This is a genomic window from Bradyrhizobium sp. 25ACV (assembly GCF_054863005.1).
This window is the reverse complement of record NZ_JAVAYO010000018.1, coordinates 52,995-79,873: the sequence shown is the minus strand read 5'-3', so window position 1 is coordinate 79,873 and position 26,879 is coordinate 52,995. Positions and strand designations below refer to the sequence as shown.

Below are 26,879 nucleotides of genomic sequence, written 5' to 3'. Positions count from 1 at the left end.
CATGCCGCTCCATTCCAGCATCGATCCGTCTTCATCCGACTTTGCGCGCAATTCCGAGGCCATGCGCACCCTGGTCGCGGACTTGCGTGAAAAACTGAGCCAGGTCGCCGGCGGTGGCGGCGAGGCCTCGCGCAACCGCCACACCTCGCGCGGCAAGATGCTGGCACGCGAGCGCGTCGACCTCCTGGTCGATCCCGGCACCTCGTTCCTGGAACTGTCACCGCTCGCGGCCTATGGCCTCTATGGGGGCGACGTGCATTCGGCGAGCGTCGTGACGGGAGTGGGGCGCATTTCGGGGCGCGAATGCATGATCGTCGCCAACGACGCCACCATCAAGGGCGGCACTTACTACCCCATGACGGTGAAGAAGCATCTGCGCGCGCAGGACGTGGCGCGGCAGAACAATCTGCCCTGCGTCTACATGGTCGATTCCGGCGGCGCCTTCCTGCCGCTGCAGGACGAGATCTTTCCGGACGAGCGGCATTTCGGCCGCATCTTCTATAACCAGGCGCAGATGTCCTCGCAGGGCATTCCGCAGATCGCGATCGTGATGGGCTCCTGCACCGCCGGCGGAGCCTATGTCCCCGCGATGTCGGACGAGAGCATCATCGTGCGCAATCAAGGCACCATCTTCCTCGGCGGCCCGCCGCTGGTGAAGGCTGCGACCGGCGAGGTCGTCAGCGCGGAGGAGCTCGGCGGCGCCGATGTGCATTCGCGCCAGTCGGGAGTCACGGATCACTACGCACAGAACGATGCCCATGCGATCGGCATCGCGCGGCGTATCGTCGGCACGCTGAAGCCGTCGGTGCGGCCGAACCTCAACATGCACACGCCGCGCGATCCGTTGTTCGCGGCGGAGGAGATCTACGGCGTGGTGCCGGTCGACGGCCGCAAGCCGTTCGACGTGCGCGACATCATCGCCCGCGTCGTCGATGGCTCCGAATTCGACGAGTTCAAGAAACTCTACGGCACGACGCTGGTCTGCGGCTTCGCCCATGTCTGGGGCTATCCGGTCGGCATCATCGCGAACAACGGCATTCTCTTCAGTGAGAGCTCACTGAAGGGCGCCCATTTCATCGAGCTGTGCTGCCAGCGCGGCATTCCGCTGGTGTTCCTGCAGAACATCACCGGCTTCATGGTCGGCAAGAAATACGAGGCCGGCGGCATTGCGCGCGATGGTGCGAAGCTGGTGACGGCGGTTGCGACCGCCTCGGTGCCGAAATTCACCGTGGTGATCGGCGGCTCCTACGGCGCCGGCAATTACGGCATGTGCGGCCGCGCCTACTCGCCGCGCTTCCTGTGGATGTGGCCGAACGCGCGCATCTCGGTGATGGGCGGCGAACAGGCCTCGATGGTGCTGAGCCAGGTCCGCCGCGACAATATCGAGGCCAAGGGCGATAGCTGGTCGAAGGAGGAGGAAGACAAATTCCGCGAGCCTATCCGCGCCCAGTATGAGAGCCAGGGACATCCATATTACGCGACCGCGCGCCTGTGGGACGACGGCGTGATCGACCCCGCTGACACGCGTCTCGTGCTCGGCCTAGGCCTTTCGGCGGCGTCGAATGCGCCGATCGAACCGACGAAATTCGGCCTGTTCAGGATGTGATGCGATGGACCACTCAAAGCTCTACCGCCGTTTTCGCACGCTCCTGATCGCCAACCGCGGTGAGATCGCCTGCCGCGTCATCCGCACCGCGCGCGCCATGGGGCTGCGCACGGTCGCGGTCTATTCCGAGGCCGACCGCGATGCGATGCATGTCGCGCTCGCGGATGAAGCCGTGCTGCTCGGGCCCGCACGTGCCCGCGACAGCTATCTCAATGTCGAGCGGCTGATCGAGGCCGCGCGCAAGACCGGCGCCGAGGCCGTGCATCCCGGCTACGGCTTCCTGTCGGAGAATGCCGAATTCGCACGGGCCTGTTTCGATGCCGGGCTGGTCTTCGTCGGCCCGACCGCCGGGATGATGACGGCGATGGGCTCGAAGTCCGGCTCGAAAGAGCTGATGGAGAAGGCCGGCGTGCCGCTGGTGCCGGGCTATCACGGCGAAGCCCAGGACGAGGCGACACTTTCGAAGGCGGCTGACAAGATCGGCTTTCCCATCCTGGTGAAGGCGTCCGCCGGTGGCGGCGGCCGCGGGATGCGGATCGTGCGTTCGGCCGACGAGCTCGCGCCCGCGATCGTCAGCGCCAAGCGCGAGGCCAAGGCCGCGTTCGGCGACGACCGCATGCTGATCGAGAAATATGTCGACAATCCCCGGCATATCGAGGTGCAGATCATCGGCGACAGCCATGGCAATCTATTGTCGCTGTTCGAGCGCGAATGTACGCTGCAGCGCCGGCACCAGAAGGTGATCGAGGAAGCGCCGTCGCCGACGCTCAATCCAGCCCAGCGCCAGGCGGTCTGCGCCGCCGCGCGAAAAGCGGCCGGAGCGGTGAACTATGTCGGTGCCGGCACCATCGAGTTCGTCTCCGACGGCAAGGACGTGTTCTTCATCGAGATGAACACGCGCCTCCAGGTTGAGCATCCGGTGACTGAGCTGATCACCGGGATCGACCTCGTCGAATGGCAGCTGCGCGTCGCCTTCGGCGAGGCGCTGCCGCTGAAGCAGGACGAGATCAAGCTCCACGGCCACGCCGTCGAGGCGCGCGTCTACGCGGAAAATCCGACCAAGAACTTCATGCCGTCGGTCGGCAGGATCTCGACCTGGCGGCTGCCCGCCGAGACCGGTGGCCTGCGCATCGACGCCGGCTACCGCGAGGATGATACGGTCTCGCCTTACTATGACGCCATGCTCGCAAAGATGATCGCATGGGCGCCAACGCGGGACGTTGCGATCGAGCGGCTGAACCGCGGGCTGGAAGAGTCCGATGTCCGCGGCATCATCACCAACATCCCGTTCCTGTCGGCGCTGATGACGCATCCAAAGGTGCGGACCAATGCGATCGACACCGGCTTCATCGAGCGCGAGCTGGCAGTGCTGACACAGGCCGCGCCGGCGCCGGGTGAGCTCGAACTGTGCGCCGCGGTTGCCGCGATCGTCACTGACGAGCGGCAAGCCGCGCATGAGGGCGCGAACTCGCCCTGGCAAACCTTTGGCTGGCAGCCGGTCGGCCGCCGGCAGCGCAGCTTTGCCTTTCGCGTCGGTCACGGCCCCGAGCAGAAGATCGTGCTGAACTACGGCAGCGGCCCGTCCACGCTTGACATCGGCGAACGCGAATTGGCGTTCGCAATCGCGCCACGCGACGGCGGCTTCGATCTGACGCTTGACGGCGTCAAATCGTCGGTCGCGGCCGTCATCGACGGCCATGAGCTCTACTTGCGCACGCGCAACGGCCGCTTCGACCTGCACTGGGTCGATCCGTTCGGCGGCGAGAGCGAGGAGCATATCGGCGAGGACAAGATCGCAGCGCCGTTGCCGGGCACCGTTGTCGCCGTGCTCGCCGAGGAGGGGGCCAAGCTCGAGAAGGGCGCGCCGATCCTGACGCTGGAAGTGATGAAGATGGAGCAGACGCTGCGCGCGCCCTATGCCGGCGTCTTGAAGTCCATCAAGTGCAAGGTCGGCGACATCGTGCAGGAGGGCGTCGAGCTCGCGGTGGTCGATCCTGCGGGAGAGTGACATGAGCGACCCCGTCCGCATCATCGAAATGGGGCCGCGCGACGGCCTCCAGAACGAGAAGACGCCCGTCAGCGTCGAAGCCCGTATCGCCTTCGTCGAGGCGCTGGTCGCGGCCGGCCTCGACACGGTCGAGGTCGGGGCGTTCGTCTCACCCAAGGCGATCCCGCAAATGGCGAGCTCGGATGCCGTGCTGCGCGGCGTGAACCACATCAAGGGCGCCGAATTCCACGTGCTGGTGCCCAACGAGAAGGGCTATGACGCAGCGCGCGCCGCGGGCGCGAAAGTGGTCTCCGTATTCGCCGCGGCCTCCGAGGGCTTTTCCCGCGCCAACATCAATTGCACGGTTGCCGAGTCCATCGAGCGGTTCAAGCCGGTGCTGGCGCGCGCGAGGGACGACGGTGTCAAGGTGCGCGGCTATATCTCCTGCGTGCTCGGCTGTCCGTTCGACGGTGAGATAAAGCCGAAGGCCGTCGCCGACCTTGCGAGCACGTTGTGGGAGCTCGGCTGTTACGAGATCTCGCTCGGCGACACTATCGGTGTCGGCACGCCTGATAAGGCTAAGGCGATGTTGCGCGCGGTTGCCGCCAACATTCCCGCCGCCAAGCTTGCAATGCATTTCCACGACACCTACGGCCAGGCGCTCGCCAATCTCTATGCCGGGCTGGAGGAGGGCGTCCGCGTCATCGACGCCGCCGCCGGCGGCCTCGGTGGCTGCCCCTATGCGCCGGGAGCGACCGGCAACGTCGCGACCGAGGATGTCGTCTACATGCTCGAGGGCATGGGGATAAGGACCGGCGTCGATATGGACAAGCTGCTGGCGGCCACGAACGAGATGAGTGGTGTGCTGGGCAAGGCGCCCGTGAGCCGGGTGGCGTCCGCGCTGAATGCGAAGAAGAAGCGGGCGGCTTCGTAGGTCTTCGGGATTGTAAGCGCAGGTGCCGTAGGGTGGGCAAAGGCGCGTAGCGCCGTGCCCACCATCTTTTTTATGATCGAGACAGGTGGTGGGCACGCTTCCGCCTTCGCTCTTCGAGCTACGGCGGACAAGTCGCTTTGCCCATCCTACGAGACCTGCGCTCAGGCGGCCTTCAGGCCCACATCTGGCAAACGCGGCCGGCTCTTCAGCGCCTTGGCCATCATCGCCTCGACCTCGGCCTTCTCCTGCGGCAGCAGGGCGAGGCGCGGCGGGCGGGTCAGCGCGGTGCCGCGGCCCATGATGTGTTCGCACAGCTTGATGCACTGGACGAGGTCGGGGCGCGCATCGAGATGCAAGAGCGGCATGAACCATTCGTAGATCGGCATCGCCTCGGCGAGGCGGCCGGCCTTGGCCAAACGAAACAGCGTCTCGCCCTCGCGCGGGAAGGCGTTCGACATGCCGGAGACCCAGCCCACGGCGCCCATGGCGATGCTCTCGACGATGACGTCGTCGAGGCCTGCGAACAGCACGAAGCGGTCGCCCACCATGTTCCTGGTGTCGATGAAGCGCCGCGTGTCTCCGGACGAATCCTTGAAGCAGACCACGGTCTCAACGTCGGCGAGCGTGGCGAGAATGTCCGGGGTGACGTCGTTCTTGTAGATCGGCGGATTGTTGTAGAGCATCACGGGCAGGTCGGTCGCGGAGGCTACGGCACGGAAATGCGCGGCGGTCTCGTGCGGCTTGGACGAATAGACCAGCGCGGGCATCACCATCACGCCGTCGCTGCCGACGCGCGCGGCTTCCTTTGCCGTCTCGACCGCAAACGCCGTGGTGAATTCGGCAATGCCGCACAATACGGGCACGCGGCCGGCGGCGACCGACTTCGCCGTCTCCATGATCGCGACCTTCTCCTTGCGCTCCAGCGAGGTGTTCTCGCCGACCGAGCCGCAGACGATCAGGCCCGAGACGCCGTCGCGGATCAGACCGTCCATGACCTTCGCGGTTGCATCGATGTCGAGCGAGAGATCGTCGTGGAATTGGGTGGTGACGGCCGGGAAGACGCCTTCCCAGGAAACGCGGCGGCTCATTGATTTGACTCCAAGTAAGATTGCCGGCGGGGGGCTGGATCCGCCGGGCGTGGTGAAGAGGATGGCGGGTGGGATCAGAGCGTCGCGCCGACCTTGCGCAGCTCGGCAAGAACCGGTGCCTTGGGCAGCCAGATCTTGTCGAACTCGGCAATGACGGCTTCGGTGTCGCCGGCCGGAACCTGGCGGATCGGAATCGGCGCGTTCTTGAAGTTCTCGATCAGCGCGGGCTCGTTGCCGGCGAGTTCGTCGATCTGCGCATCCAGCGTCGCCTTCACCGTCTTGGCGATCAGCTCGCGGTCCGCGGCGGGGAGCGACTGCCAGACCCGTCCGGAGACGACGGCCGCCATCGGCATGAAGACGGCGTTCATCTGCAGGATCACCTTCGACACCTTGTCGAAGCGTTGGTTCCAGGAGAATTCGAGATCGGCCTCGAGGCCGTCGACCTGTCCGTTGGCCATGGCATCGAATACCTGCGGCGTCGGGATCGGCGTCGGCGCTGCGCCGAGGGACGAGTAGAAGTCGCGATAGACCGGCGTCGGGTTGATGCGCAGCTTCATGCCCTTGATGTCGGCGAGCGTCGTCAAGTCCTTCGACGAGAACACCGCGCGCATGCCGGTGATGCCCCAGCCAAGCCCGATCGTTCCGGTTTCCTGCGGCAGCACGTCGAACAGTTTGACGGCCGCCGGATGCCTCACGAATTTCGCCACCGCCGGCGTCGAGCGCACGATGTAAGGCGCGTTGATCGCGGCGATGTGCGGCACGCGCGAGCCGAGCTCGGCGGCCTGGATGAAGCCCATGTCGAGCGCGCCGGACTGCAATTGCTGCATCATCGCGGGCTCGTTGCCGAGCTGGCCGGAGTGGAACACGGTCAGGGTCAGGCGGCCGTTCGTTGCAGCTTTGAGTTCGTCTCCGAATTTCAACGCGGCCTTGTTCCAGGAATGGCCGTTCGGCGTGATCAGGCCGAGGCGGAATTCCTTGGCCTGGGCGAGCGCCAGCGAGGGCGCAAACACCGATGTGGCGGCACTGGCGGCGAGAAAGCGGCGGCGTGTAAGCGGCATGGTCGGGCTTCCTTTTGAACGGGCCTATTTGATGAGGATCAGCGAGAGCGACGGGTAGAGCGAGAGCAGCACGAGGAGGACGCAGGAGATGACGAAGAAGGGCAGCGTCACCATGAACATCTTGCCGGGCTTGGCGCCGGTGACGGCGGCCGCGACGAAGAAGCAGAGCCCGACCGGCGGCGACAGCAGGCCGAGCACGAGATTGATCACCACCACGACGCCGAAATGCCGGGGATCGATGTGATAGACCTCGGTTGCAACAGGCAGCAGGATCGGCACCGTCATGATCAGGCCGGGAATGCCGTCGATGACCGTGCCGATCACCAGCAGGATCACGTTGCAGATCTGCATGAAGCTGACCGGGTCCTTGGCCGCCGTCTGGATCCAGGCCGCCGTCTCTTGCGGCACCTTGCCGAAGATCAGGACCCATGAGAACACGGCGGCGGCCGCGACCAGGAACAGCACGATCGCCGAATAGATCGCGCTGCGCAGCATCATCTGCGGCAGCTGCGCGAACTCGAACTCCCTGGTCCAGTATTTTCCGACGAGTGCGGCAGCCACCGCGCCGACCGCGGCGGACTCCGTCGCATTGGCGAGGCCGCTCAGAATCGTGCCGACGATCACGACCGGGATCAGCAGCGTCGGCGACGTCCGCAGGATCGTCATGACGCGCTGGCGCGGCGTCTGATAATCCGCGCGCGGATAATTGTAGACATAGCCCATCAGGGCAATGACGAGGCAGAACATCACGGTGAGGATGACGCCCGGCACGATGCCGGCGATCAGCATGTCGCTGACCGAGACCTGCGCGAGCACGCTGTAGACCACGAACATCACCGAGGGCGGGATGATCGGTCCGAGCATGCCGCCATAGGCGGTCAGGCCCGCCGCAAACGTCTTGTCGTAACCCTTCTTCTCCATCTCCGGCACCATGATCTGGGCCATGATCGCGACCTGCGCGGTCGCCGATCCCAGGATCGAGGAGATGAACATGTTGGCGAGGATGTTGACGTAGGCGAGCCCGCCTTTGAGCGAGCCGACGAAGGCCATCGCCATGTCGACGATGCGCCTCGTGATGCCGCCGCCGTTCATGATCTCGCCGATCAGAATGAAGAGGGGAATCGCGATCAGGCCGTAGCTGTCGACGCCGCCGAACAGCTGAAGCGGATAGGACTGGAACAGCACGGGATTGCCGGATGCCGCGATGTAGACGAGGCCGGCGAGGCACAGGCAGAGGCCGATCGGCACGCCGACCAGCATGAAAACCATAAAAGCGGCTGACGTGATCATCAGTTGACCCCGTCGAGCTCGGAGAGCTGGAAGCCCTTTGGCGGCACGCGCGGCACCAGCCCCAGATCTTCCAGCAAATTGGCGAGGCCGTGAACGGTCATCGAGACCGCGAAGATCGGCAGCGTCAGGTAGAGCACCCAGGTCGGCCAGTTCAGCGTCTGGGTGTGCTCGGTGTAGAGGAAGTTGAAGGTTTCGGCCGCGAGCTTGCGCCCGTCGAAGCCGGCGCGGGCGAGGCCAACCGGATCCATCCAGAGCACACAGGTGACGATCAGGGCGGCGCCGAACACGACCACGAGGCCGGTCGAGATCACCTTCGCGATCTTCTGGTGCTGCGGCGAAAGACGTTCCGTCAGCATGGTCACCGCGAAGTCGAGCCGCAGCCGCGTCATCGCGGAGGCGCCCATGAAGGTCAGCCAGACCACGCAATAGACAGCGGATTCGTCGATCCAGTAGATCGGAAAGCGCGCGTAGCGGGTGACGACGTTCACCAGGATCAGGCCGGTCAGCACGTACATCAGGCCCATCAGCGCAAGGCGCTCCACGGCGAGCAGGGCGCTGGAGGCGCGAATGACCATCCGTCGAACGCTGAACGCGCGGTTGGCCGGGATCGTCTGCTCGATCATGAAAGAGGCCCCACACCCCGAAAATTGTCGTGCTATCGACAAATGTATAATTTATACAATTTGGGTGTCAAACGGAGATTGGGGTCATTTCTGCGGCAGGCCGCGCTTTTGCTGGGCACGCTGCTTTGCGGGGCACCCGGCTTTTGCTGGAGCGCCCGACATGCAAGAGAGAGACCGCTTCGGCCGGACGAGTCGGGAAGGACAACAGAAGGTCAGATGAAACAGCCTCTGAAGCATCGCACCCTGTCGGCCGCGATCGTCGACCAGCTCAGGCAGGCGATTCTCGACGGTACTTATCCGGCCGGATCACAGTTGCGGCAGGATGCGCTTGGCGAGGCCTATGGCGTCAGCCGCATTCCGGTCCGCGAGGCGCTATTTCAGCTCGAGGCCGAAGGCCTCGTGCGGATCGTGCCGCAGAAGGGTGCCATCGTCTCGGAGCTGTCGCTGGACGAGATCAACGACGTGTTCGATCTGCGCTGCATCCTGGAGCCGCGGCTGCTGGCGCAGTCGGCGCCGCGTTTCAGCGCTGACGATTTCGACGGGCTCGACGACATCCACAAGCGCTTCGAGAAGGCGATCAAGGCGAAGAACGTCAGCGAATGGGGACAGCTCAACGCCGACTTCCACATGGCGCTTTACGTTCACGCCCCGCAGCCGCGCACGCGGGCGATCGTGCTGTCGCTGCTCCAGACCAGCGACCGCTACACTCGGCTGCAGCTCTCCAACACCAAAGCGATGGGGACGGCCGAAAAGGAGCACGCCCATATGATCGCGCTCTGCCGCGCACAGAAGGTCGAGGAAGCCTGCCGCTTCCTGGAGCGGCACATCGAAGCCGTGCGCAAAGATCTATTGCAGGTGGTGGCCGGCAGCGTGGTCGCGCCGAAGGTGCGACGGAAAGAGCAGTCGTAGGGTAGGCAAAGGCGCATAGCGCCGTGCCCACCATCTCTCCGTGACCGCAATCGCGAATGGTGGGCACGCTTCGCTTTGCCCACTTGCCGTTACCTGCTCCCGTCCGGCCCCATCACCAGATCCGGCAGCCCGGTCGAAATCGCCGGGAAGAAGCACAGCAGCAGCACTGCCAGCATCATCAGCAGCACGAACGGCAGCGTGCCCCAGATCACCTCGCGCAAGGGGATGTCCGGCGCGACGTTGCGGATGACGAAGATGTTGAGGCCGACGGGCGGATGGATCAGCCCCATCTCCATCACGATGGTCATGACCACGCCGAACCAGATGATGTCGAAGTTCGCGGCACGCAGTGGCGGCAGGATAATCGGCGCCGTCATCAGGATGATCGAGACCGGCGGCAGGAAGAAGCCGAGCACGACCACCATGACGAGGATCGCGAACAGCAGCTCCCAGCGCGGCAGGTGCATCGCGACGATGGATTCGGCGACCGATTGCGAGATGTGCAGATAGCTCATCACGTAGGAATAGAGCAGCGACATGCCGATGATCATCATCAGCATGGTCGATTCCCGGATCGTCGACTTCATGATCGGCGCGAGGTCGCTCGGCCGCCACACGCTGTAGATCGCCGCGATCAGCGCCAGTGCCAGCAGGCCGCCGAGGCCGGCGGTCTCTGACGGCGTGGCGTACCCGCCATAGAGCGCAATCATGACGCCGGTGAGCAGCAGCACGAACGGGATCACGCGCGGCAGCACGCTGAAGCGTTCGGCGAGCGTGTATTCGTCGCGGGCGAGGATCGCTGCTTCCGGGCCGCCGTTCTTGTAGATCGCTTCTGCGGCGGCATATTCCTGGCGGAAGCGGATCACGGCGTAGGCGCCGAACAGCGAGACCAGCAGCAGGCCGGGGCCGATGCCGGCGAGGAACAGCCGTCCGAGCGATTTTTCGGCTGCGACCGCGAACAGGATCATGGTGATCGAGGGCGGCAGCAGGATGCCGAGCGTGCCGCCGGCGGCGATGATGCCCGCGGCAAAGCCGCCGGAATAGCCGCGCTTGCGCATCTCGGGAATGCCGGCCGAGCCGATCGCCGAGCAGGTCGCAGGCGAGGAGCCCGCCATCGCCGCGAACAGCGCGCAGGCGAACACGTTGGCAACGCCGAGCCCGCCGGGAACGCGATGCAGCCAGGCATGCAGGGCCGAATAGAGATCTTGGCCGGCGCGCGACTTGCCGATCGCGGCGCCCTTCAGGATGAAGAGCGGGATCGACAACAGCGTGATCGAGGCCATTTCCTCGTAGACGTTTTGCGTCACCGTATCGAGGGACGCCGCCGGCATGTAGATGCCCATGAACACGACCGCGACCGCGCCGAGCGCGAACGCAATGGGCATGCCCGAGAACATCACGAGCAGCGTCGCAACACCGTAGGCAACGCCGATACCGAACACGCTCATGGACGCTTGGCTCCGGTAAACGGCAGCGCAAGCTGCACGAGGATCTGGATGCAGAGCAGGCTCATGCCGAATGCCATCAGCGAATAGGGAATGGCGAGCGGCGGCGACCACATCGAGTTCGAGACCTGGCCGTCGACATAGGCCTCGTGGGCCAGTGTCCAGGACTTCCAGGTGAAGAAGGCGCAGAACAGAAACGTGGCGGCATCGACCAGCCAGAGCCTGATCCGGTTCGCGAGCGGCGAGAGCAGGCCGACAAAAGCCTCGATGCCGATATGGCCGCGGTTCTGCTGCACATAGGCGGCCGTCATGAAGGTCGCGCCGACCAGCAGGAACACGGCGGCCTCGTCCTGCCAGTAATTGGCGGCCTTGAACAGCGCGCGGCTGAGCACGCTGTAGCTCAGGATGGCGCAGGCCGCGACCAGGGCGATCGCGGCGAACACGACGATGATGCTGTTGAGGATGGCGAGACCACGATCGATCGCTGCCGCAAGGCCTGTCCTTGCGTCAGCGCTGGTTTGATCGTCACGATCCGGAAGCGGACCGTGGCTCATGCGGCGACGTCGGTGGCGAGCTTGAGCAGGTTCGCCGAGGTCGCGGTCTTGGCGCTGTAGTCCTTCCAGGCGGTGTCGCGGGCGATGTCACGCCACTTGCCGACGGTCGCGGCGTCGAGCACCGAGACCTTGGCGCCGGCCTTCTCGTAGACCTTGGCGACCTCGACGTCGTCGTCCTGCGCGCCCTTGCGGCCAAAGGCCTCGAGCTCGGTGCCGACCGCGAGCAGGATGTCCTGCTGGTTCTTCGGCAGCTTGTCGAAGATCGCCTTCGACATCATCAGCGGCTCGAGCATGAACCAGTAGGAGGCGCCTGCGCCCGAGGTCAGGGACTTGGCGACCTCTTCCAGACGGAACGAGATCAGGCTGGTCGAGGAGGTGATGCCGGCATCGCAGGCGCCGGTCTGCATCGCCGCGTAGATTTCGTTCGAGGGGACCGACAGCACCGAGGCGCCGGCGGTCTGGAGCACCATGTCCATCTCGCGCGAGCCGCCGCGCACCTTCAGGCCCTTGGCGTCTTCCGGCGCGACGATCGGCTTGGAGCGGCTGGCGACGCCGCCGGCCTGCCAGACCCAGGAGAGCAGGATGATGCCCTTGTCGGCGAGGAAGTCGGTCAGCGCCTTGCCGACCGGCTCCTTCTTCCAGCGCAGGCCCTGGTCGTAGGTGGTCACGAGGCCGGGCATCAGGCCGATATTGGTCTCCGGCAGCTCACCTCCGGCGTACGGCATCGGATAGAGGCTGATGTCGAGCGCGCCCTTGCGCATCGCGGAGAACTGCGCGTTGGTCTTGATCAGCGAGGAATTCGGATAGATCTCCGCGGCAATGTCACCGTTGCTGCGCTTACTGACTTCGGCGGCGAACATGCGGCAGAGGCGGTCGCGGAAATCGCCCTTGTCGATGGTGCCACCCGGGAATTGGTGCGAGATCTTCAGCGTGGTCGCGGCATGCGCGGTGCCAATGCCGAAGCGGAGAATGGCGGGTGCGGCGGCGGCTGTCGCGATCAGATGGCGGCGCGTGAGCATGGTGTAATCCCCTTGAACGTTTCTTTGAACGGTTCTTGTTGGTGTGATTTGGGCGGGTCATGTGACCGGCACGTAGGCCCATCCTAGCCGGTCTTTCACCCGATATTCTCTCATCTGATAGTTCGAGACCGAATGCCGCGGCAAGGGGGTGACCGTGCTGCGCTGCACACATCCTCTTCCCGCCGCAGGCCCTGGCCTCCTTCGAACGGCGGATCGCAGCAGGCTCGTCAAAAATTTATCTCGCGGCGGGGTAACAATGTGGGGCGTCCATCCGTCGAGATTGAATAGCGGCGTCCGTCGCTGACAAACACCATCTCGAAGGGAAGATGATCCATGACCATTCGCACCCGTATCGTGCTCGGCGTCTCTGCTGCCGCTCTCTCGCTCGGCCTCGCGCTCGCGCCGGCCGCCTTCGCTCAGGACAAGATGGGCAAGGATGACGGCATGATGAAAAAGGACACGATGTCCAAGGACGGCATGATGAAGAAGGACACCATGTCCAAGGACGACGGCATGAAGAAGGATCACATGTCGAAGGACGGGATGAAGAAGGACGACGGGATGATGAAGAAGAACTGATCTTCGACTGTCGTCCGCCGCAGACGGACGTGCGTCGAAAATCCAGGGGCGGTCACGTGGACCGCCCCGGATAGTCAGTTCAAATTCAGTTGAACGCGACCGGGATTGCTACTTGCGCTTGGCCTTGCGGGCGGCGTAGCGGGCGTCGCGCTTGGCCTTCTGCTCGGCCTCGACTTCAGCCTGCTTGGCGACCGCCTCCTCCGCCTCGCGGGCGATCCGGGCTGCCTCCGCGGCTGCGGCTTCTTCCGCGATACGCTTCTGCTCGGCCTTTTCGGCCTCGCGCGCTGCCTTTGTCTCGGCGCGCTTGGCCGCGAGGGCCTCGCGCTCGGCGCGTCTTGCCGCGACCGCCGGATCGTCGTGACCGGGCTGCGACTTGAATTTGTTCAAAAGATTTTTGCGTGCTTCCTGCGCCGCCTTTTGTCGGTCGGAGAAGCCTGGTTCCCTGAATCCACTCATCGAACGAACCTTGTCTTCCTCACTTTCAGCCCTACATCACTGCGTGTTGGTACGTCGGCTGGGCATAGCGGGCGCCACGCGACGCAGAAGCGTGTACATCGGCGCGCGTCGCGAAGCCACCCATAATCGCAGCCGATCAGGTAGACGAAAAATCGCCGCCCCGACGATCTCGTAGCCCGGAAAAACTGCCGAATTGTGATGTCCCAGGGCGACGCCTAGCGTCCGCCCCGATACGAGACGGAGCACGGGCATGACGATCTTCCGCTTCCGCCAGAAGGCGCTGGCAATCGCCTTGGCCCTTATTGCCGTGGCCGGCGCCGCGCTGCTGCTCGCTCGTCCCCAGCCCATCGAGAGCGCCGTCCTGGGTGCCGACTGGGAATGCACCCAGACCGCGTTCGTGCTGACGACCTGTGCACCGCGGCTCCAGCAGGCGATCCCGGCGGTCGAAACCTCGCGCAAGGATGCGATCCGGGCGACCCGAGGCTGAACCTGACGAGCTGGACCGATCGGAATGTGACGGGACGTCGCAGAGGTGGTAAGCCGGCGCCCGCACGGTAGGTAGCCATGTCCACGTCCAAGCTCGAGTCCAAGCCCCAACCGGGCGAGAAGCCGAAATCCCAGCCGAAGCCTCAATCCGGCGATAACCGCCGCGGCGCGATCGCCGGCTTGATCATCGCGATCCTGATCCTCGGTATCGGCTGGTGGCTCGCGCGGGACCTTACCGCGGCCAGCAAGATGCAGGACTGCCTGATGTCCGGGCGGAGCAATTGCAACGTGATCGAGCCGGCCCGCTAGAAGCATTCCAGCGCGGCCCGTCGAGCCGAAAAATTGCCGTGATCTTAATCATTTGTAACGCGACTTAGCCGAACAAAGCAGGTCAGCTATGTCAGCCGGCATCAAGCCGAGCGCGATCCGAATCGTCTATCGCGCCAGGCACCACGGCATTCGAGAGAGTAGGGGTCAAGCACGCATGAGTGCGTCCAGCCGCATGAAGATCATCATTCCCTTGGTTTCGGCCATGTCGTTGCTCGCGCTTTCGGCGCAGGCCCAGGACGCCGGGCCGTCGAGGGACGCCAGGCCACCAAGGGACGCCGGTCAACCTCCGGCCCGTCCGGGCGCAGGGGCACCGCCTGCGGACAGTCAGAACATACGCAGGGGCCCCCCGCCGCAGCAGGCGGCCAGGCCCGCGCCGCAGCCCGGTGGCCAGCCCCATGCGGGTCCCGGTCCGCACGGCGCCGGCGGCCCGCCGCCAGGACGTTATGTCGCCCGTGGTCCCGCTCCGACGCGCGACTGGGGCGGACATGCCTATCGTGGCAATCGCTCCTGGGACGGCGGGCGCTGGCGCCACGAAGTCCACAACGGCCGCTCCGGCTGGTGGTGGGATGTTGGCGGCGTCTGGTATTATTATCCGCAGCGGATGGCCGGCCCGCCGGCCTACATCTCCGAGGAGTATTACGACGACGTCCCGGTGGCCTATGCCCCGCCGCCGCCTCCGGTCGCCTATGCACCGCCACCTCCGCCGCCGGCTGATCCCGGCGCGAGCGCGCTTGGCGGCGCCATCGTCGGCGGCGTGCTGGGCGGACTGATCTCGGGTAACGCCACAGGGGCCGCCGCGGGCGCGGTTCTCGGCGGCGCGACCGGAGCCATCGCCGGTGCCACCGCCGCATCCCAGCCCGGCTACTACTGGGCGCAGGGCAATTGCTACTATCGCTATCCGGACGGGCAGTACGTGCCGACCGACCCGCGAGCGTGCCGCTAAGGCACTGGTCGCATCCTCATCTGAAAGAGGCGGGCGAAAGCCCGCCTCTTTTTGTTCTGGTGCCGTCAACCGAATGTCTCGATGCGTATCTCGGCGCGACGTTCGGCGGCGCACAACAATTGCCTCAAAATAGCACTGGCTCCCGGTGCCGCTTCACGCGATTCTCAAAAGAAAAAACGTTGAGAAAACGATTCGCGGGGACGTGGGACATGCTCGATGCAATCCAGATCAGCTTGGCGCTTTGGGCCATGATCGTTTGCGGCGGGATCAAGCTGGGGCAGGTGGTGCACTGCCTGTTCTAGCGCACGATCGCGGCCGCGAGCCTTGCTCGCCAGCGCGACGGATCGTCCTGCGTCACACCAGCCAGTTGAAGAACGCAATTGCGCCCCAGACCAGACCGGCGATCCAGGCCAGCATCACGATGCCGATGGTCCCGAGATAGGCGATGCCGAGCAGGTCGGTCCTTTGTCGTTGCGTCGGGACGTTGGCCGGAGCTGCTGCTTCTTGTGTCGTGACGGGAAATACCATCGATGCCTCCGCATGCTGCTGGAGCGTCGAAACATGGTTTAACCGAGATGCAGGTCGCGGACTGTGACACAATTCACAGATCGCCTGGATGAAGCCCAGCCAAATGGCTTCGCAATCAGCGCATGCATGCAGAGAGGCAATCGTGCCGGGGCGTTTGTTCTCAGTCCAGAGACGCGGACTTACCCCGCAATCATACGGACGAAATTGCCATGGGCTTGTCCAGATAGCCCGCTAGAGTCGGTCTCATGTGTACCAAGTACGACCCACAGCACGAAGCGGAGGCCGCGATGAAGCAGGCCGCGGCATCGGAAGGCGCCGACCGGCAACGGCTGATCCAGTTGGCGCTGGCCTGGCACGAGCTGGCCCGCGACCAGCGCGACGAGCGGACGGACTGAGGGCATTCGCAGCGGAATTTCGCGTCAGACGATGACAGGCCGAACTCGGTCAACCGGTTGATCTGCATGAGAAAGCCCCGTGCTCGGGGGACAAGCACGGGGCCCTTCAAAGCCGACCGGGGCTGGCAGGTCGGCACCACTTGATTTCAAGCCATCTAACGTGCCGGTCGTGATCTCGTTCCACGCCGCTGCTCATTTTGTTGTGCCGAGTTCGATACGCCTGGCGTTGCGCAAGGCGACCCGCCTCGCTCGCGCTCAAACAGGAACCTGCGTTCCCCGCCGACGTTGGCCGTCCATGACCGACCCCGAGTTACGCGCCCAGTCCTTCGACATTGCCTGGAAATATCTCGACCGATCCGGGCTGCTCACAGGCGAGCACGAGGATTCCGCCCGCTTCATCCTGAACAGGATCGATAGGTTGATGCTGCGAGGAGAGCGCCGCAGGCTGCTGTTGTCGAACGCTGCGATCGACGCCTACCTGCTGCGGCCGACGCTCGTGCCCATGGCTACGTGATCGATGGCTAGGTGATCGATCCGACGAAACGCGATGTTAAGAAAAGCGCAGCGCCGATTTTGCGATTACGATTCGTACTTTTGGAACGAAGCAGAGTTGGATCGTGAACAAACAAAAAGCCCCCGAAGGGGCTCAATGTTCAGGCGGCTTCCGTCTTCGGTACGGCGTCGGCATTCATTGAAAGCTTGACGACATCGCCTTCGACGGCACCGACATATTTCATGTCGATGTAGTGATGATGGTCCTTGTGACCTTCCGGGCTGTCCTTCCGCGTCAGCTTGATGCGATTGCCCTCGACGCGGTCGACGGTGCCGACATGTGCGCCGTCCTTGCCGACGATTTTCATGTGCTCTCTGATCTCAGACATGTTGTCCTCCTTGCGCCGTCTCAACGGCCAGGATCGATGTTCGTTGCAGCAGGCGTGCGTTGGACCCAAGGCGATTTCCGCACGTTGAGGTCCGATCGGATCTGCCCAAGACGCGCATGGAGACCATTCAGGCCTATCTGGAACGGAAGCACAGGGAACTCGGGCTGTTGAATGATTGCCTGAGCCATCCGCTCGATTTGACGCGTCCGCGATCGGTCGACGAGGTCGTCAGGTCGAAATTCCAGATCACTGCGGCGCTCAGGGCAGAGCACGAGCTGCACGGGTGGAAGGCAACGGAAACAGCCTGGTCGCACAGCGCCGATCCCGTCAGCGGGCCCTTCAAGTTCAGTTACGATTACCAGCGGGCCGATCTTACGGTGCGCGGTCCTTCCTTCTATGAGTTCGAATGCGGCGGCATGAGCGCGGCGATCTATACTGCCTCGGGCATGGCCGCGATCTCCGCCGTCCTGCTGGCCTCCGCGCAAATCGTCGAGAGGGCTGATTTGCTGGTGCTTCCCGGTTCCTATGGCGAGACGCTGGAACTGATCCGGAGCCTTGTTCCTCATTTGCGGCTCGTGGCTTTGAGGCCGCCGTTGGACGATGCGTTTGCTTCGGCGAATTCGCCGAAAATTCTGCTTTTGGATTCCTGCTCCCGCGCCGGCGCTTTTGAGGCGGCGATCCGAAGCGACGGCTCGGGTCTCGATCTCGCGATTTTCGATACGACATGCTTCGCGGGCAGCTCGGGCCGGATCCGGCGCGTCCTGGGCTGGGCCCGGCGATACGGAATTCCACTGGTGCTGGTGCGAAGCCACAACAAACTCGATTCGCTCGGGGCGGAATATGGCCGCCTCGGCTCGGCGGTTTTCGTGCAGGGGAATGATGACCAGCGGCGGGCAGGGCGCCCTGAATGGACACGTCTTGCGGCTGAAACGCGCAACGCGGTGCGATTGCTCGGCGGCGCGGCGTTGCCGGCGCACTTCCCGCCCTTTGTCGGCAGCGCGGCCTACTGGGCCCTCACGAAGCGGCGTGTCGCGGCGATCCTGCGCAACGGCCGAAGCATGGCCCGCCATTTTGCCGCAACACTCCCGGCGCTCTCTGCTGAACTCCATTTCGCCCACGGTCTCTACGTCACCTTGCGGGGCAGGCGCCCTCTCGACGAGGCGAGCGCGCGGCAGGCCGCCGAGGACATGAGCAACGAACTGCGCGCCGAGGGCCTCCCGATTCGCCATGCCGGCAGCTTCGGTTTCGACTTTGCCGCGACCGAGTGGTTTCACGACGCGACCACGGACCGATATAGTGTGCGGGTGGCGGTCTCGGATTTGCCGACGGAGGTCTGGGGCGATCTCACCGCGGCGATTGCGCGATGGTGGCAGGTTCGTCAGTCGACAGGTGGCGGAGGATGAATGTCGTCGCTTGCGCGGAAGAGGGCGCCTCGATCAGTCGACCGCCAGGCAGTGCTCCAAGGCCGGTTTTTCGTTGTTGTCGCGGCTGGGACGCGCCCACTCCTGAACGGCGAAGGAAAGGTGATGCTGGCCCATGGCAGCGCCAATGATCGATGCTTGAGCCACCTTGATGGGCCTGGTGACCACACTGGTGTTCACCACGCCTGCGTCGATTGCCAAAAACGACATCGCGACGATTGCCACCGCAGATGCGATAGCCATTCTCGTCCATTCGGCAGGAAGCATCGGAGTCCTTAACGCGGGCGCAATTCGCCCGCCGCTTACATAGGGCTGATCGGCACGGTTCAAAGGCCCGCGTATGGTTACCCACGCGTTCGTGAAGGGCGGTGGATTTAGAATGAGACTGGCGATCCCAGCAGGACTCGAACCTGCAACCCGCGGAGTAGAAATCCGCTACTCTATCCAGTTGAGCTATGGGACCGTCGCTACGCCAGCCTCCGTTGGGAGGCCGGCTGGTTCATCTACCATGCCAAATATGAAAAATATCGTCTTTCGCCAAGTCTGAACCGAACCCTTTTCCTCAGAGCCGCGACAAAGCGAGACGGTGGCATGTCAGGGTGCCGGGTTGAGCGGCAGCGGACTGGACGATGGATCACATCGCCGGGAATGCTGGGTCCGCTTCCGGGATGTGGCCGCCGGTCGACGGGTCGGGTATTGCTGCGCCATCAGGACGGCGTGTGCGGCGGTATCTTGATCGGTCTCCTCTGGGCTTGCCTTTCCATGGCGAATGCGACGATTTGCACCTTTGGTTCCATCGCCTTGAGTCCGTCACCTTTCCGCGCATTTCATGCTGCCTGCGGGCGGCTGTCCGCGATTTCCGGGAGTCCATCATGATCGGTCTTGTTCGCGCCGTCACAATCTGCGCCACGCTGGCGCTCGGCTTCAGCGCGGCACACGCTGCCGACAAGGCATTCAAGCGCGACGACCTCGCCGATTCCGCCATTAAGCTGGAGGCCCAGATCAAGAGCGAGGCGGGGCCGGTCGGCAAGACCAATGCGACGCTGAAAACGGACGCCGACGCCGCGTTCCGGCGCAATGATTATCGCACCGGCCTGTCCGTGCTCGGCCAGATCGCGGCGACCACGCCGGAAGACGCCGGCAACTGGTTGCGGCTCGCCAAGGTCATCTTCCAGATCTCGCCGAAGAGCTCGAGCGAGCAGACCTTCCTGCTGGAACGTGCCTCGACAGCGGCCTACATCGCCTACCTGCGCGCCGGCAATCCGGGCGAGGAGGCCGACGCGCTTGCGGTGCTCGGCAAGTCGCTGTCGGAGCGCAAGCTATGGCGGCCGGCGCTGGATTCGCTGCGGCTGTCGCTGGACATGCGCGAGGTCGCCGACGTCCGCGGCCAATATGAGAAGATGCGCGACGAGCACGGCTTCCGGCTGCTCGACTACACCGTGGACTCGGATTCGGCGAGCCCGCGCGCCTGCTTCCAGTTCTCCGAGGAATTGGCAAAGCGCACCGACTTCGCGCCGTACCTGGCGCTGGCGGGCCAGGACAAGCCGGCGCTCTCGGCCGAAGGCAAGCAGCTCTGTGTCGACGGGCTGAAGCACGGCGAGCGCTACAACATCAACTTACGCGCCGGCCTGCCGTCCACGGTGAAGGAGGGGCTGCCGAAATCGGCCGAGTTCAACGTGTATGTGCGCGACCGCAAGCCGTTCGTGCGCTTCACCAGCCGGGCCTATGTGCTGCCCCGGACGGGCCAGCGCGGCATTCCCGTGGTCAGCGTCAATACGCCCGCGGTCAACATCAACGTCTTCAGGATAGGCGACCGCAATCTGATCAACACGGTGGTCGACAGCGATTTCCAGAAGACGCTGTCGAAATACCAGCTCTCCGATCTCGGCGACGAGCGGGGCGTGAAGGTCTGGACCGGCGAGCTCGCAACCGCGATGACGCTGAACCAGGACGTCACCACGGCCTTTCCGGTTGACCAGGCACTCGGCGAGCTTCAGCCGGGCGTCTACGTGATGACGGCCGCCGCCAAGGGTCCGGGCTCGGACGACGATTACCAGCTCGCCACGCAATGGTTCATCGTCTCCGATCTCGGGGTAACAGCCTATTCGGGCAATGACGGTATCCATGTCTTCGTGAACTCGTTGGCCTCGACCGATCCGGTCGGCAAGGCCGAGGTGCGGCTGGTTGCCCGCAACAACGAGATCCTGGCGACCCGCAAGACCGACGACAGCGGCCATGTGCTGTTCGAGGCGGGCCTTGCGCGCGGCGAGGGCGGCTTGTCGCCGGCGATGCTGACGGTCACGGGTGAGAAGGCCGATTATGCCTTCCTCAGCCTGAAGTCCTCCGCCTTCGACCTGTCCGATCGCGGCGTCTCCGGCCGCGTGGTGCCCGCAGGCGCCGATGCCTTCGTCTATGCCGAGCGCGGCGTCTATCGCTCCAGCGAGACCGTCTATCTCACCGCGCTGTTGCGCGACGGGCAGGGCAATGCCGTCAGCGGCGGACCGCTGACGCTGGTGATCGAGCGCCCTGATGGCGTCGAATACCGACGTGCCGCGCTCGCCGACCAGGGCGCCGGCGGCCGTACGCTGTCCGTGCCGCTCAACTCGGCCGTTCCGACCGGGACGTGGCGGGTGCGCGCCTTCACCGACCCGAAAGGCTCCTCGGTCGGCGAGACCACTTTCATGGTCGAGGACTACGTTCCTGATCGGATCGAATTCGACTTGTCCGCCAAGGATAAGCTGATCAAAGCTAACGCTCCAGTGGAGCTTAAGGCGGACGGCCATTTTCTCTATGGCGCGCCCGCGTCCGGCCTGCAGCTCGAAGGCGACATGCTGGTCGCGCCTGCAAGCGAACGCCCAGGCTTTGCCGGTTACCAGTTCGGCGTTGCCGACGAGGAGACCAATTCGAACGAACGTACGCCGCTGGAGAACCTGCCCGAAGCCGACGCCAATGGCGTTGCGACCTTCCCGGTGACGCTGGACAAGCAGCCGACCTCGACCCGTCCGCAGGAGGCGCAGATCTTCGTCCGCATGGTCGAGACCGGCGGCCGCGCCGTCGAGCGCAAGATCGTGCTGCCGGTGGCGCCCGCGACCGCCCTGATCGGCGTCAAGCCGCTATTCGGTGATAAGAACGTCGCCGAGGGCGACAAGGCCGAGTTCGACGTCCTGTTCGTCTCGCCCGACGGCGAGAGGCTCCGCCGCGATGGCCTGCGCTACGAGCTCCTGAAGATGGAGTCGCGCTACCAATGGTACCGCCAGAACAATTACTGGGAGTACGAGCCGGTCAAGTCGACCTCGCGCGTTGCCGACGGTGACCTGTCCGTTTCGGCTGACAAGCCGGCGCGGATTTCGCTCAGCCCCCAACCCGGCCGCTACCGGCTCGATGTGAAGTCGAACGACGCCGATGGCCCGGTGACCTCGGTGCAGTTCGACGTCGGCTGGTATTCCGACGGCAGCGCCGACACGCCCGACCTCCTGGAGACCTCGATCGACAAGCCGCAATATTCCTCCGGCGACACCATGACGGTGTCGGTCAATGTCCGCAGTGCTGGCAAGCTCACCATCAACGTGCTCGGCGACCGCCTGCTGACGACGCAGACCATCGACGTCAAGGAAGGCACTGCCCAGGTGAAGCTCCCGGTCGGCAAGGACTGGGGCACCGGCGCTTACGTGGTGGCGACGCTGCGCCGTCCGCTCGATGCTGCTGCCCAGCGCATGCCGGGCCGGGCGATCGGCCTGAAATGGTTCGGCATCGACAAGCAGACCCGCACCCTGCAGGTGAAGCTGTCGCCGCCGGCACTGATCCGGCCCAACGCAACGTTGAAGATCCCGGTCAAGCTCGACGGGCTCAATCCGGGCGAGGACGCCAAGATCGTCATCGCCGCGGTCGATGTCGGCATCCTCAACCTCACCAATTACAAGCCGCCGGCGCCGGACGATTACTATCTCGGCCAGCGCCGCCTGAGCGCCGAGATCCGCGACCTCTACGGGCAGCTGATCGACGGCATGTCGGGCACGCGCGGCCAGATCAAGTCCGGTGGTGACGCCGGCGCTGGCGAACTGCAGGGCTCGCCGCCCGCGCAAAAGCCGCTGGCGCTCTATTCGGGCATCGTCACGGTTGGCTCCGATGGCAGTGCGGAAGTCAGCTTCGACATTCCGGAGTTCGCCGGCACCGCACGCGTGATGGCGGTGGCGTGGACCGCGACCAAGCTTGGCCGCGCCAACACCGACGTCGTGATCCGCGACCCCGTGGTGCTGACCACGACCCTGCCGCGCTTCCTGCTCAATGGCGACCACGGCACGGTCAACCTCGAGATCGACAATGTCGAGGGCCAGGCCGGCGACTACGTGATCAACGTGAAGACCGGCGGCCCGGTGAAGATGACGGGCAATCCCGCCACCTCGGTCAAGCTCGCCGCCAAGCAGCGCAACTCGTTCACGCTCGCGATCGACGCGACCGCGGCCGGGCAGGCGACGCTCGACGTTGACATCAAGGGACCGAACGGGCTGACGCTGGCGCGCCATTACGCGTTCGACGTCAAGGCGGCGACGCAGGTGCTGGCGCGGCGGTCAATCCGGACGCTGGCGAAGGGCGAGAGCCTGACGCTGACCTCGGACATGTTCTCCGACCTGGTGCCGGGTACCGGCAGCGTCTCGGTTTCGGCGAGCCTGTCGACCGCGCTCGATGCCGCCACGATCCTGAAAGCGCTCGACCGCTATCCCTATGGCTGCTCGGAACAGATCACGAGCCGCGCCATGCCGCTGCTCTACGTCAACGACCTCGCTGCCGGCGCGCATCTGGCCATGGACACCGAGGTCGACCAGCGCATCCGCGATGCGATCGAGCGGCTGTTGGCGCGCCAGGGTTCGAACGGCTCGTTCGGCCTGTGGTCGGCCGGCGGCGACGATGCCTGGTTAGATGCCTACGTGACGGACTTCCTGACCCGCGCCCGTGAGAAGGGTTTTGCGGTGCCGGACGTGCTGTTCAAGAACGCGCTCGACCGCATCCGCAACTCCGTCGTTAACGGCAACGAGCCGGAGAAGGATGGCGGGCGCGATCTCGCTTACGGCCTCTATGTGCTCGCCCGCAACGGCGCAGCGCCGATCGGCGATCTCCGCTATCTCGCCGACACCAAGCTCAGCAACCTCGCAACCCCGATCGCGAAGTCGCAGCTCGCAGCGGCGCTCGCTCTCGTCGGCGACCGCAACCGCGCCGAACGCGTGTACGGCGCCGCGCTCGACAGCCTCGCGCCGAAACCGGTGCTCGAGTTCGGCCGCACCGACTACGGCTCGCAGCTTCGCGATGCCGCAGCTTTGGTGTCGCTTGCCAGCGAAGGCAACGCACCGAAGGCGACGCTGACGCAGGCGGTGTCGCGGGTCGAGACCGCGCGCGGGCTGACGCCCTACACCTCCACGCAGGAGAATGCGTGGCTGGTGCTGGCGGCGCGCGCGCTGGCCAAGGAGAACCTGTCCATGGAAGTGGACGGCCAGCCGGTCAAGACCGCGCTCTATCGCAGCTACAAGGCTGCGACGCTGGAGGGCAAGCCACTGAAGATCACCAACACCGGCGATGCGCCGGTGCAGGCGGTGGTCTCGGTGTCGGGCTCGCCGGTGACGCCGGAGCCGGCAGCATCGAACGGCTTCAAGATCGAGCGCAACTACTTCACGCTCGACGGCAAGCCGGCCGATATCAGTAAGTTCAAGCAGAACCAGCGCTTCGCGGTGGTACTGAAGATCACCGAGGCCAAGCCTGAGTACGGCCACATCATGGTGTCCGACTATCTTCCGGCAGGCCTTGAGATCGACAACCCGAAGCTGGTCTCGTCGGGCGACAGCGGCACGCTGGACTGGATCGAAGACGGCGAGGAGCCTGAGGACACCGAGTTCCGCGACGACCGCTTCACGGCGGCGGTCGATCGCGCCTCGGATTCGAAGTCGGTCTTCACCGTCGCCTATATCGTGCGCGTGGTCTCGCCCGGCAAATACGTGCTGCCGCAAGCCTATGTCGAGGACATGTACAATCCCTCGCGCTACGGCCGGACGGGCACGGGAACGGTCGAGGTGCGGGCGGCGAAGTGAGTGCTGATTGAATGAGCGCAGCGGAGCCACATACTCAGTCGTCATGCCCGGGCAAAAGCGCGAAGCGCGTCTTCGCGCAAATGTCCCGGGCATCCATGAACTGTGGCGCGGCGGGCAAGAACGTGGATGGCCTGGACAAGCCCGGCCATGACGCAGCAAGGGGCCGCGGCCTTCGTATCCTCACCGTCCTCGCACTCTCTTTCATCCTCGCCATCGTCGGCTTCGTGACCTGGGTCTACTCGCTCGGCCCGCTTCCGCTCGACGAGGCCCGGCACGTCTCCACCACCATCGTCGACCGCAACGGCAAGCTGCTGCGGGCCTACGCCATGGCCGACGGCCGCTGGCGGTTGCCGGTCGATGCCAAATCCAGCGTCGACCCGACCTATCTGAAGCTGCTGTTCGCCTATGAGGACCAGCGCTTCTACGCCCACAACGGGCTCGACCCGCTCGCACTCGGGCGCGCCGCGCTGCAACTTGCGACGCGCGGCCACATCGTCTCTGGCGGCTCGACCATCAGCATGCAGCTGGCGCGGCTGATGGAGCCGCGGCGGCAGCGCTCGCTCTATGCCAAGCTGCGGCAGATGGTGCGCGCGATCGAGATCGAGCGCAGCATGAGCAAGGAGCAGATCCTCGACCTCTATCTCGCGCTGGCGCCTTATGGCGGCAATCTCGAGGGCATCCGCGCCGCCTCGATCGGCTATCTCGGCAAGGAGCCGAAGCGGTTGTCGCTGGCCGAAGCCGCGCTGCTGGTCGCGCTGCCGCAGTCGCCGGAGACGCGCCGCCTCGATCGCCATCCGGAGGCCGCGCGCAAGGCGCGCGATCGCGTGCTCGACCGCATGGTCGAGGAGCATGTGGTCAGCGTGGACGACGCAAGGCAGGCCAAGGCCGTGCCCGTGCCAAAGCTGCGCAAGCCGATGCCGATCCTGGCGCCGCATGCCTCCGATACCGCGCTGTCGACGGTCAAGGATACGCCGGTCATCAAGCTGACGCTGGATGCGAATTTGCAGAAGGTGCTGGAGCCGCTGGCGCGCGACCGCGCCGTTGCGCTCGGGCCGAATATCTCGGTCGGCATCATCGTGGTCGACAACGAGAGCGGCGACGTGCTGGCCCGCGTCGGTTCAGCCGATTACTTCGACGAGAGCCGGGCAGGGCAGGTCGACATGACCCGCGCGATCCGCTCGCCGGGATCGACGCTAAAACCCTTCATCTACGGGCTCGCCTTCGAGGACGGTTTCGTCCATCCGGAGAGCCTGATCGACGACCGGCCGGTTCGCTTCGGCTCCTACGCGCCGGAAAATTTCGACATGACCTTCCAGGGCACGGTGCCCGTGAGGAAGGCGCTGCAACTCTCGCTGAACGTGCCGGCGATCGTGCTGCTTGACCGCGTCGGATCGAGCCGGCTGGCGTCGCGGCTGCGGCAGGCCGGCGGCAATCTGGTTCTGCCCAAGGACGAAGCGCCGGGGCTCGCCATGGGGCTCGGCGGCGTCGGCGTGACGCTGCAGGATCTTGCCCAGCTCTACACGGGCTTTGCCCGCCTCGGCACCACCAAGCCGCTGCGCGAGGTGATGGCTGACAAGGACGACCGCGAGTCACTCAGGCTGCTGGATCCCGTCGCGGCCTGGCAGGTCGGCAACGTGCTGCTGGGAACGCCGCCGCCGGAGAACGCCGCTCACAACCGCATCGCCTTCAAGACCGGCACCTCCTACGGCTATCGCGACGCCTGGTCGGTCGGGTTCGACGGCCGGATGACCATCGGCGTCTGGGTCGGCCGGCCCGATGGTGCGCCGGTTCCCGGCCTGATCGGGCGCGTCGCCGCCGCGCCCATCCTGTTCGACGCCTTCGCCCGTACCGGCAAAACTCTGGCCGCGCTGCCGAAGCCGCCAAGGGGAACCCTGGTTGCCAGCAACGCCAAGCTGCCGTTGCCGCTGAAGCGGTTCCGGCCGGTGGGGGAACTGGTGCGGACCGGCCGTGAGCAGGCACTGCACATCCAGTTTCCGCTGAACGGCTCACGGATCGATGTCGATCGCTCCGGGGGGCAGGAGAGCGCCGCGATGCCGGTCAAGGTCGCTGGCGGCGTGCTGCCCATGACCGTCATGGTTAACGGTACGGCGCTCGGTGAGATCGACGGCCGCCGCCAGCGCCTGATCGATCCGCCCGGTCCGGGCTTTGCGCGGCTCACCGTGATCGACGCCACGGGCGCCGCGGACACAGTCGTCATTCGAATTCAATGACCCTGCCTCAAGCGGTTGTGGCGATGGCGGTTTCAGCGT

Annotated in this window: 25 protein-coding genes and 1 tRNA gene; 14 read left to right on the top strand and 12 right to left on the bottom strand. The window is 64.9% G+C overall.

From position 1 onward, the window contains the following. Position 1 precedes the first annotated feature (1 nt). The 3 genes from RAD04_RS32000 to RAD04_RS31990 are packed head-to-tail and all read left to right on the top strand — an operon-like array spanning position 2 to position 4,527. Complete coding sequence (locus RAD04_RS32000) at positions 2-1,606, top strand: carboxyl transferase domain-containing protein (RefSeq protein ID WP_461626985.1); 1,605 nt, start codon at positions 2-4, stop codon at positions 1,604-1,606. Between the two features lie 4 nt (positions 1,607-1,610). Next, the gene (locus RAD04_RS31995; RefSeq protein WP_461626984.1) at positions 1,611-3,614 is read left to right on the top strand and encodes an acetyl/propionyl/methylcrotonyl-CoA carboxylase subunit alpha; all 2,004 of its coding nucleotides are present in this window, start codon (positions 1,611-1,613) and stop codon (positions 3,612-3,614) included. A gap of 1 nt (position 3,615) precedes the next feature. Beyond that, positions 3,616-4,527, top strand: coding sequence for a hydroxymethylglutaryl-CoA lyase (locus RAD04_RS31990; RefSeq protein WP_461626983.1), 912 nt, complete (start codon positions 3,616-3,618; stop codon positions 4,525-4,527). Between the two features lie 161 nt (positions 4,528-4,688). Here RAD04_RS31990 and RAD04_RS31985 read toward each other — a convergent pair whose 3' ends face one another. The 4 genes from RAD04_RS31985 to RAD04_RS31970 all read right to left on the bottom strand — a co-directional run bounded on the left by RAD04_RS31985 (position 4,689) and on the right by RAD04_RS31970 (position 8,586). Then, on the bottom strand, positions 4,689-5,615 hold the full coding sequence (locus RAD04_RS31985; protein WP_461626982.1) for a dihydrodipicolinate synthase family protein: 927 nt from the start codon (positions 5,613-5,615) through the stop codon (positions 4,689-4,691). A 74-nt stretch (positions 5,616-5,689) separates the two neighbouring features. After that, a complete protein-coding gene (locus RAD04_RS31980; protein ID WP_461626981.1) occupies positions 5,690-6,673 on the bottom strand; it encodes a TRAP transporter substrate-binding protein in 984 nt (327 codons plus the stop codon). A gap of 24 nt (positions 6,674-6,697) precedes the next feature. After that, positions 6,698-7,963, bottom strand: a complete 1,266-nt coding sequence (locus RAD04_RS31975; protein WP_461626980.1) for a TRAP transporter large permease — start codon at positions 7,961-7,963, stop codon at positions 6,698-6,700. Then, positions 7,963-8,586 (bottom strand): TRAP transporter small permease, encoded by a 624-nt coding sequence (locus RAD04_RS31970; protein ID WP_461626979.1) that lies wholly within the window; start codon positions 8,584-8,586, stop codon positions 7,963-7,965. The genes RAD04_RS31975 and RAD04_RS31970 overlap by 1 nt, the downstream gene beginning before the upstream one ends. A 216-nt stretch (positions 8,587-8,802) precedes the next feature. Between RAD04_RS31970 and RAD04_RS31965 the strand changes: the two genes are divergently transcribed. Next, a complete protein-coding gene (locus tag RAD04_RS31965) occupies positions 8,803-9,495 on the top strand; it encodes a GntR family transcriptional regulator (RefSeq protein ID WP_461626978.1) in 693 nt (230 codons plus the stop codon). 89 nt (positions 9,496-9,584) lie between these two features. On the opposite strand, the gene RAD04_RS31960 is transcribed toward RAD04_RS31965, so the two are convergent. The 3 genes from RAD04_RS31960 to RAD04_RS31950 are packed head-to-tail and all read right to left on the bottom strand — an operon-like array spanning position 9,585 to position 12,513. Beyond that, a complete protein-coding gene (locus RAD04_RS31960) occupies positions 9,585-10,943 on the bottom strand; it encodes a TRAP transporter large permease (RefSeq protein ID WP_018323135.1) in 1,359 nt (452 codons plus the stop codon). Beyond that, positions 10,940-11,494 carry a TRAP transporter small permease gene (locus RAD04_RS31955; protein WP_461626977.1) on the bottom strand — a complete coding sequence of 185 codons (555 nt, stop codon included), beginning with the start codon at positions 11,492-11,494 and terminating at the stop codon, positions 10,940-10,942. Before RAD04_RS31955 ends, RAD04_RS31960 begins: the two co-directional genes overlap by 4 nt. Beyond that, positions 11,491-12,513, bottom strand: coding sequence for a TRAP transporter substrate-binding protein (locus RAD04_RS31950; RefSeq protein WP_461626976.1), 1,023 nt, complete (start codon positions 12,511-12,513; stop codon positions 11,491-11,493). The genes RAD04_RS31955 and RAD04_RS31950 overlap by 4 nt, the downstream gene beginning before the upstream one ends. A gap of 333 nt (positions 12,514-12,846) precedes the next feature. Between RAD04_RS31950 and RAD04_RS31945 the strand changes: the two genes are divergently transcribed. After that, positions 12,847-13,092: a pentapeptide MXKDX repeat protein gene (locus tag RAD04_RS31945; protein ID WP_018323138.1), complete on the top strand. Its 246-nt coding sequence runs from the start codon at positions 12,847-12,849 to the stop codon at positions 13,090-13,092. A 108-nt stretch (positions 13,093-13,200) separates the two neighbouring features. On the opposite strand, the gene RAD04_RS31940 is transcribed toward RAD04_RS31945, so the two are convergent. Continuing rightward, the gene (locus tag RAD04_RS31940; protein WP_028144734.1) at positions 13,201-13,548 is read right to left on the bottom strand and encodes a DUF6481 family protein; all 348 of its coding nucleotides are present in this window, start codon (positions 13,546-13,548) and stop codon (positions 13,201-13,203) included. A gap of 250 nt (positions 13,549-13,798) precedes the next feature. On the opposite strand from RAD04_RS31940, the gene RAD04_RS31935 reads away from it, so the two are divergent. From RAD04_RS31935 to RAD04_RS31920, 4 genes are all read left to right on the top strand, one after another. Next, positions 13,799-14,035, top strand: coding sequence for a hypothetical protein (locus tag RAD04_RS31935; protein WP_028144733.1), 237 nt, complete (start codon positions 13,799-13,801; stop codon positions 14,033-14,035). Between the two features lie 77 nt (positions 14,036-14,112). Continuing rightward, positions 14,113-14,343, top strand: coding sequence for a hypothetical protein (locus tag RAD04_RS31930; RefSeq protein ID WP_461626975.1), 231 nt, complete (start codon positions 14,113-14,115; stop codon positions 14,341-14,343). 175 nt (positions 14,344-14,518) lie between these two features. Then, positions 14,519-15,307: a hypothetical protein gene (locus RAD04_RS31925; RefSeq protein ID WP_461626974.1), complete on the top strand. Its 789-nt coding sequence runs from the start codon at positions 14,519-14,521 to the stop codon at positions 15,305-15,307. Next, entirely contained in the window at positions 15,298-15,609 is a 312-nt protein-coding gene (locus tag RAD04_RS31920) for a hypothetical protein (protein WP_461626973.1), read from the top strand. Before RAD04_RS31925 ends, RAD04_RS31920 begins: the two co-directional genes overlap by 10 nt. A 52-nt stretch (positions 15,610-15,661) precedes the next feature. On the opposite strand, the gene RAD04_RS31915 is transcribed toward RAD04_RS31920, so the two are convergent. Next, positions 15,662-15,835 carry a hypothetical protein gene (locus RAD04_RS31915; RefSeq protein ID WP_461626972.1) on the bottom strand — a complete coding sequence of 58 codons (174 nt, stop codon included), beginning with the start codon at positions 15,833-15,835 and terminating at the stop codon, positions 15,662-15,664. 245 nt (positions 15,836-16,080) lie between these two features. Between RAD04_RS31915 and RAD04_RS31910 the strand changes: the two genes are divergently transcribed. Continuing rightward, complete coding sequence (locus RAD04_RS31910; RefSeq protein WP_461626971.1) at positions 16,081-16,230, top strand: hypothetical protein; 150 nt, start codon at positions 16,081-16,083, stop codon at positions 16,228-16,230. A gap of 295 nt (positions 16,231-16,525) precedes the next feature. Beyond that, positions 16,526-16,744 (top strand): hypothetical protein, encoded by a 219-nt coding sequence (locus tag RAD04_RS31905; protein WP_018323145.1) that lies wholly within the window; start codon positions 16,526-16,528, stop codon positions 16,742-16,744. Positions 16,745-16,883: 139 nt separating this feature from the next. Here RAD04_RS31905 and RAD04_RS31900 read toward each other — a convergent pair whose 3' ends face one another. After that, on the bottom strand, positions 16,884-17,111 hold the full coding sequence (locus RAD04_RS31900; RefSeq protein ID WP_461626970.1) for a DUF2171 domain-containing protein: 228 nt from the start codon (positions 17,109-17,111) through the stop codon (positions 16,884-16,886). 116 nt (positions 17,112-17,227) lie between these two features. On the opposite strand from RAD04_RS31900, the gene RAD04_RS31895 reads away from it, so the two are divergent. Then, entirely contained in the window at positions 17,228-18,514 is a 1,287-nt protein-coding gene (locus RAD04_RS31895; RefSeq protein WP_461626969.1) for a hypothetical protein, read from the top strand. Between the two features lie 33 nt (positions 18,515-18,547). Here the strand turns inward: RAD04_RS31895 and RAD04_RS31890 are convergent, their stop codons facing one another. Then, positions 18,548-18,775, bottom strand: coding sequence for a hypothetical protein (locus tag RAD04_RS31890; RefSeq protein ID WP_461626968.1), 228 nt, complete (start codon positions 18,773-18,775; stop codon positions 18,548-18,550). Between the two features lie 143 nt (positions 18,776-18,918). Next, positions 18,919-18,995, bottom strand: a tRNA-Arg gene (locus tag RAD04_RS31885). A gap of 409 nt (positions 18,996-19,404) precedes the next feature. Between RAD04_RS31885 and RAD04_RS31880 the strand changes: the two genes are divergently transcribed. Together RAD04_RS31880 and pbpC are read left to right on the top strand one after the other, a co-directional pair. Next, entirely contained in the window at positions 19,405-24,609 is a 5,205-nt protein-coding gene (locus tag RAD04_RS31880) for an alpha-2-macroglobulin family protein (RefSeq protein ID WP_461626967.1), read from the top strand. Positions 24,610-24,689: 80 nt separating this feature from the next. After that, positions 24,690-26,840, top strand: a complete 2,151-nt coding sequence (gene pbpC / locus RAD04_RS31875) for a penicillin-binding protein 1C (RefSeq protein ID WP_461626966.1) — start codon at positions 24,690-24,692, stop codon at positions 26,838-26,840. Positions 26,841-26,879 lie beyond the last annotated feature (39 nt).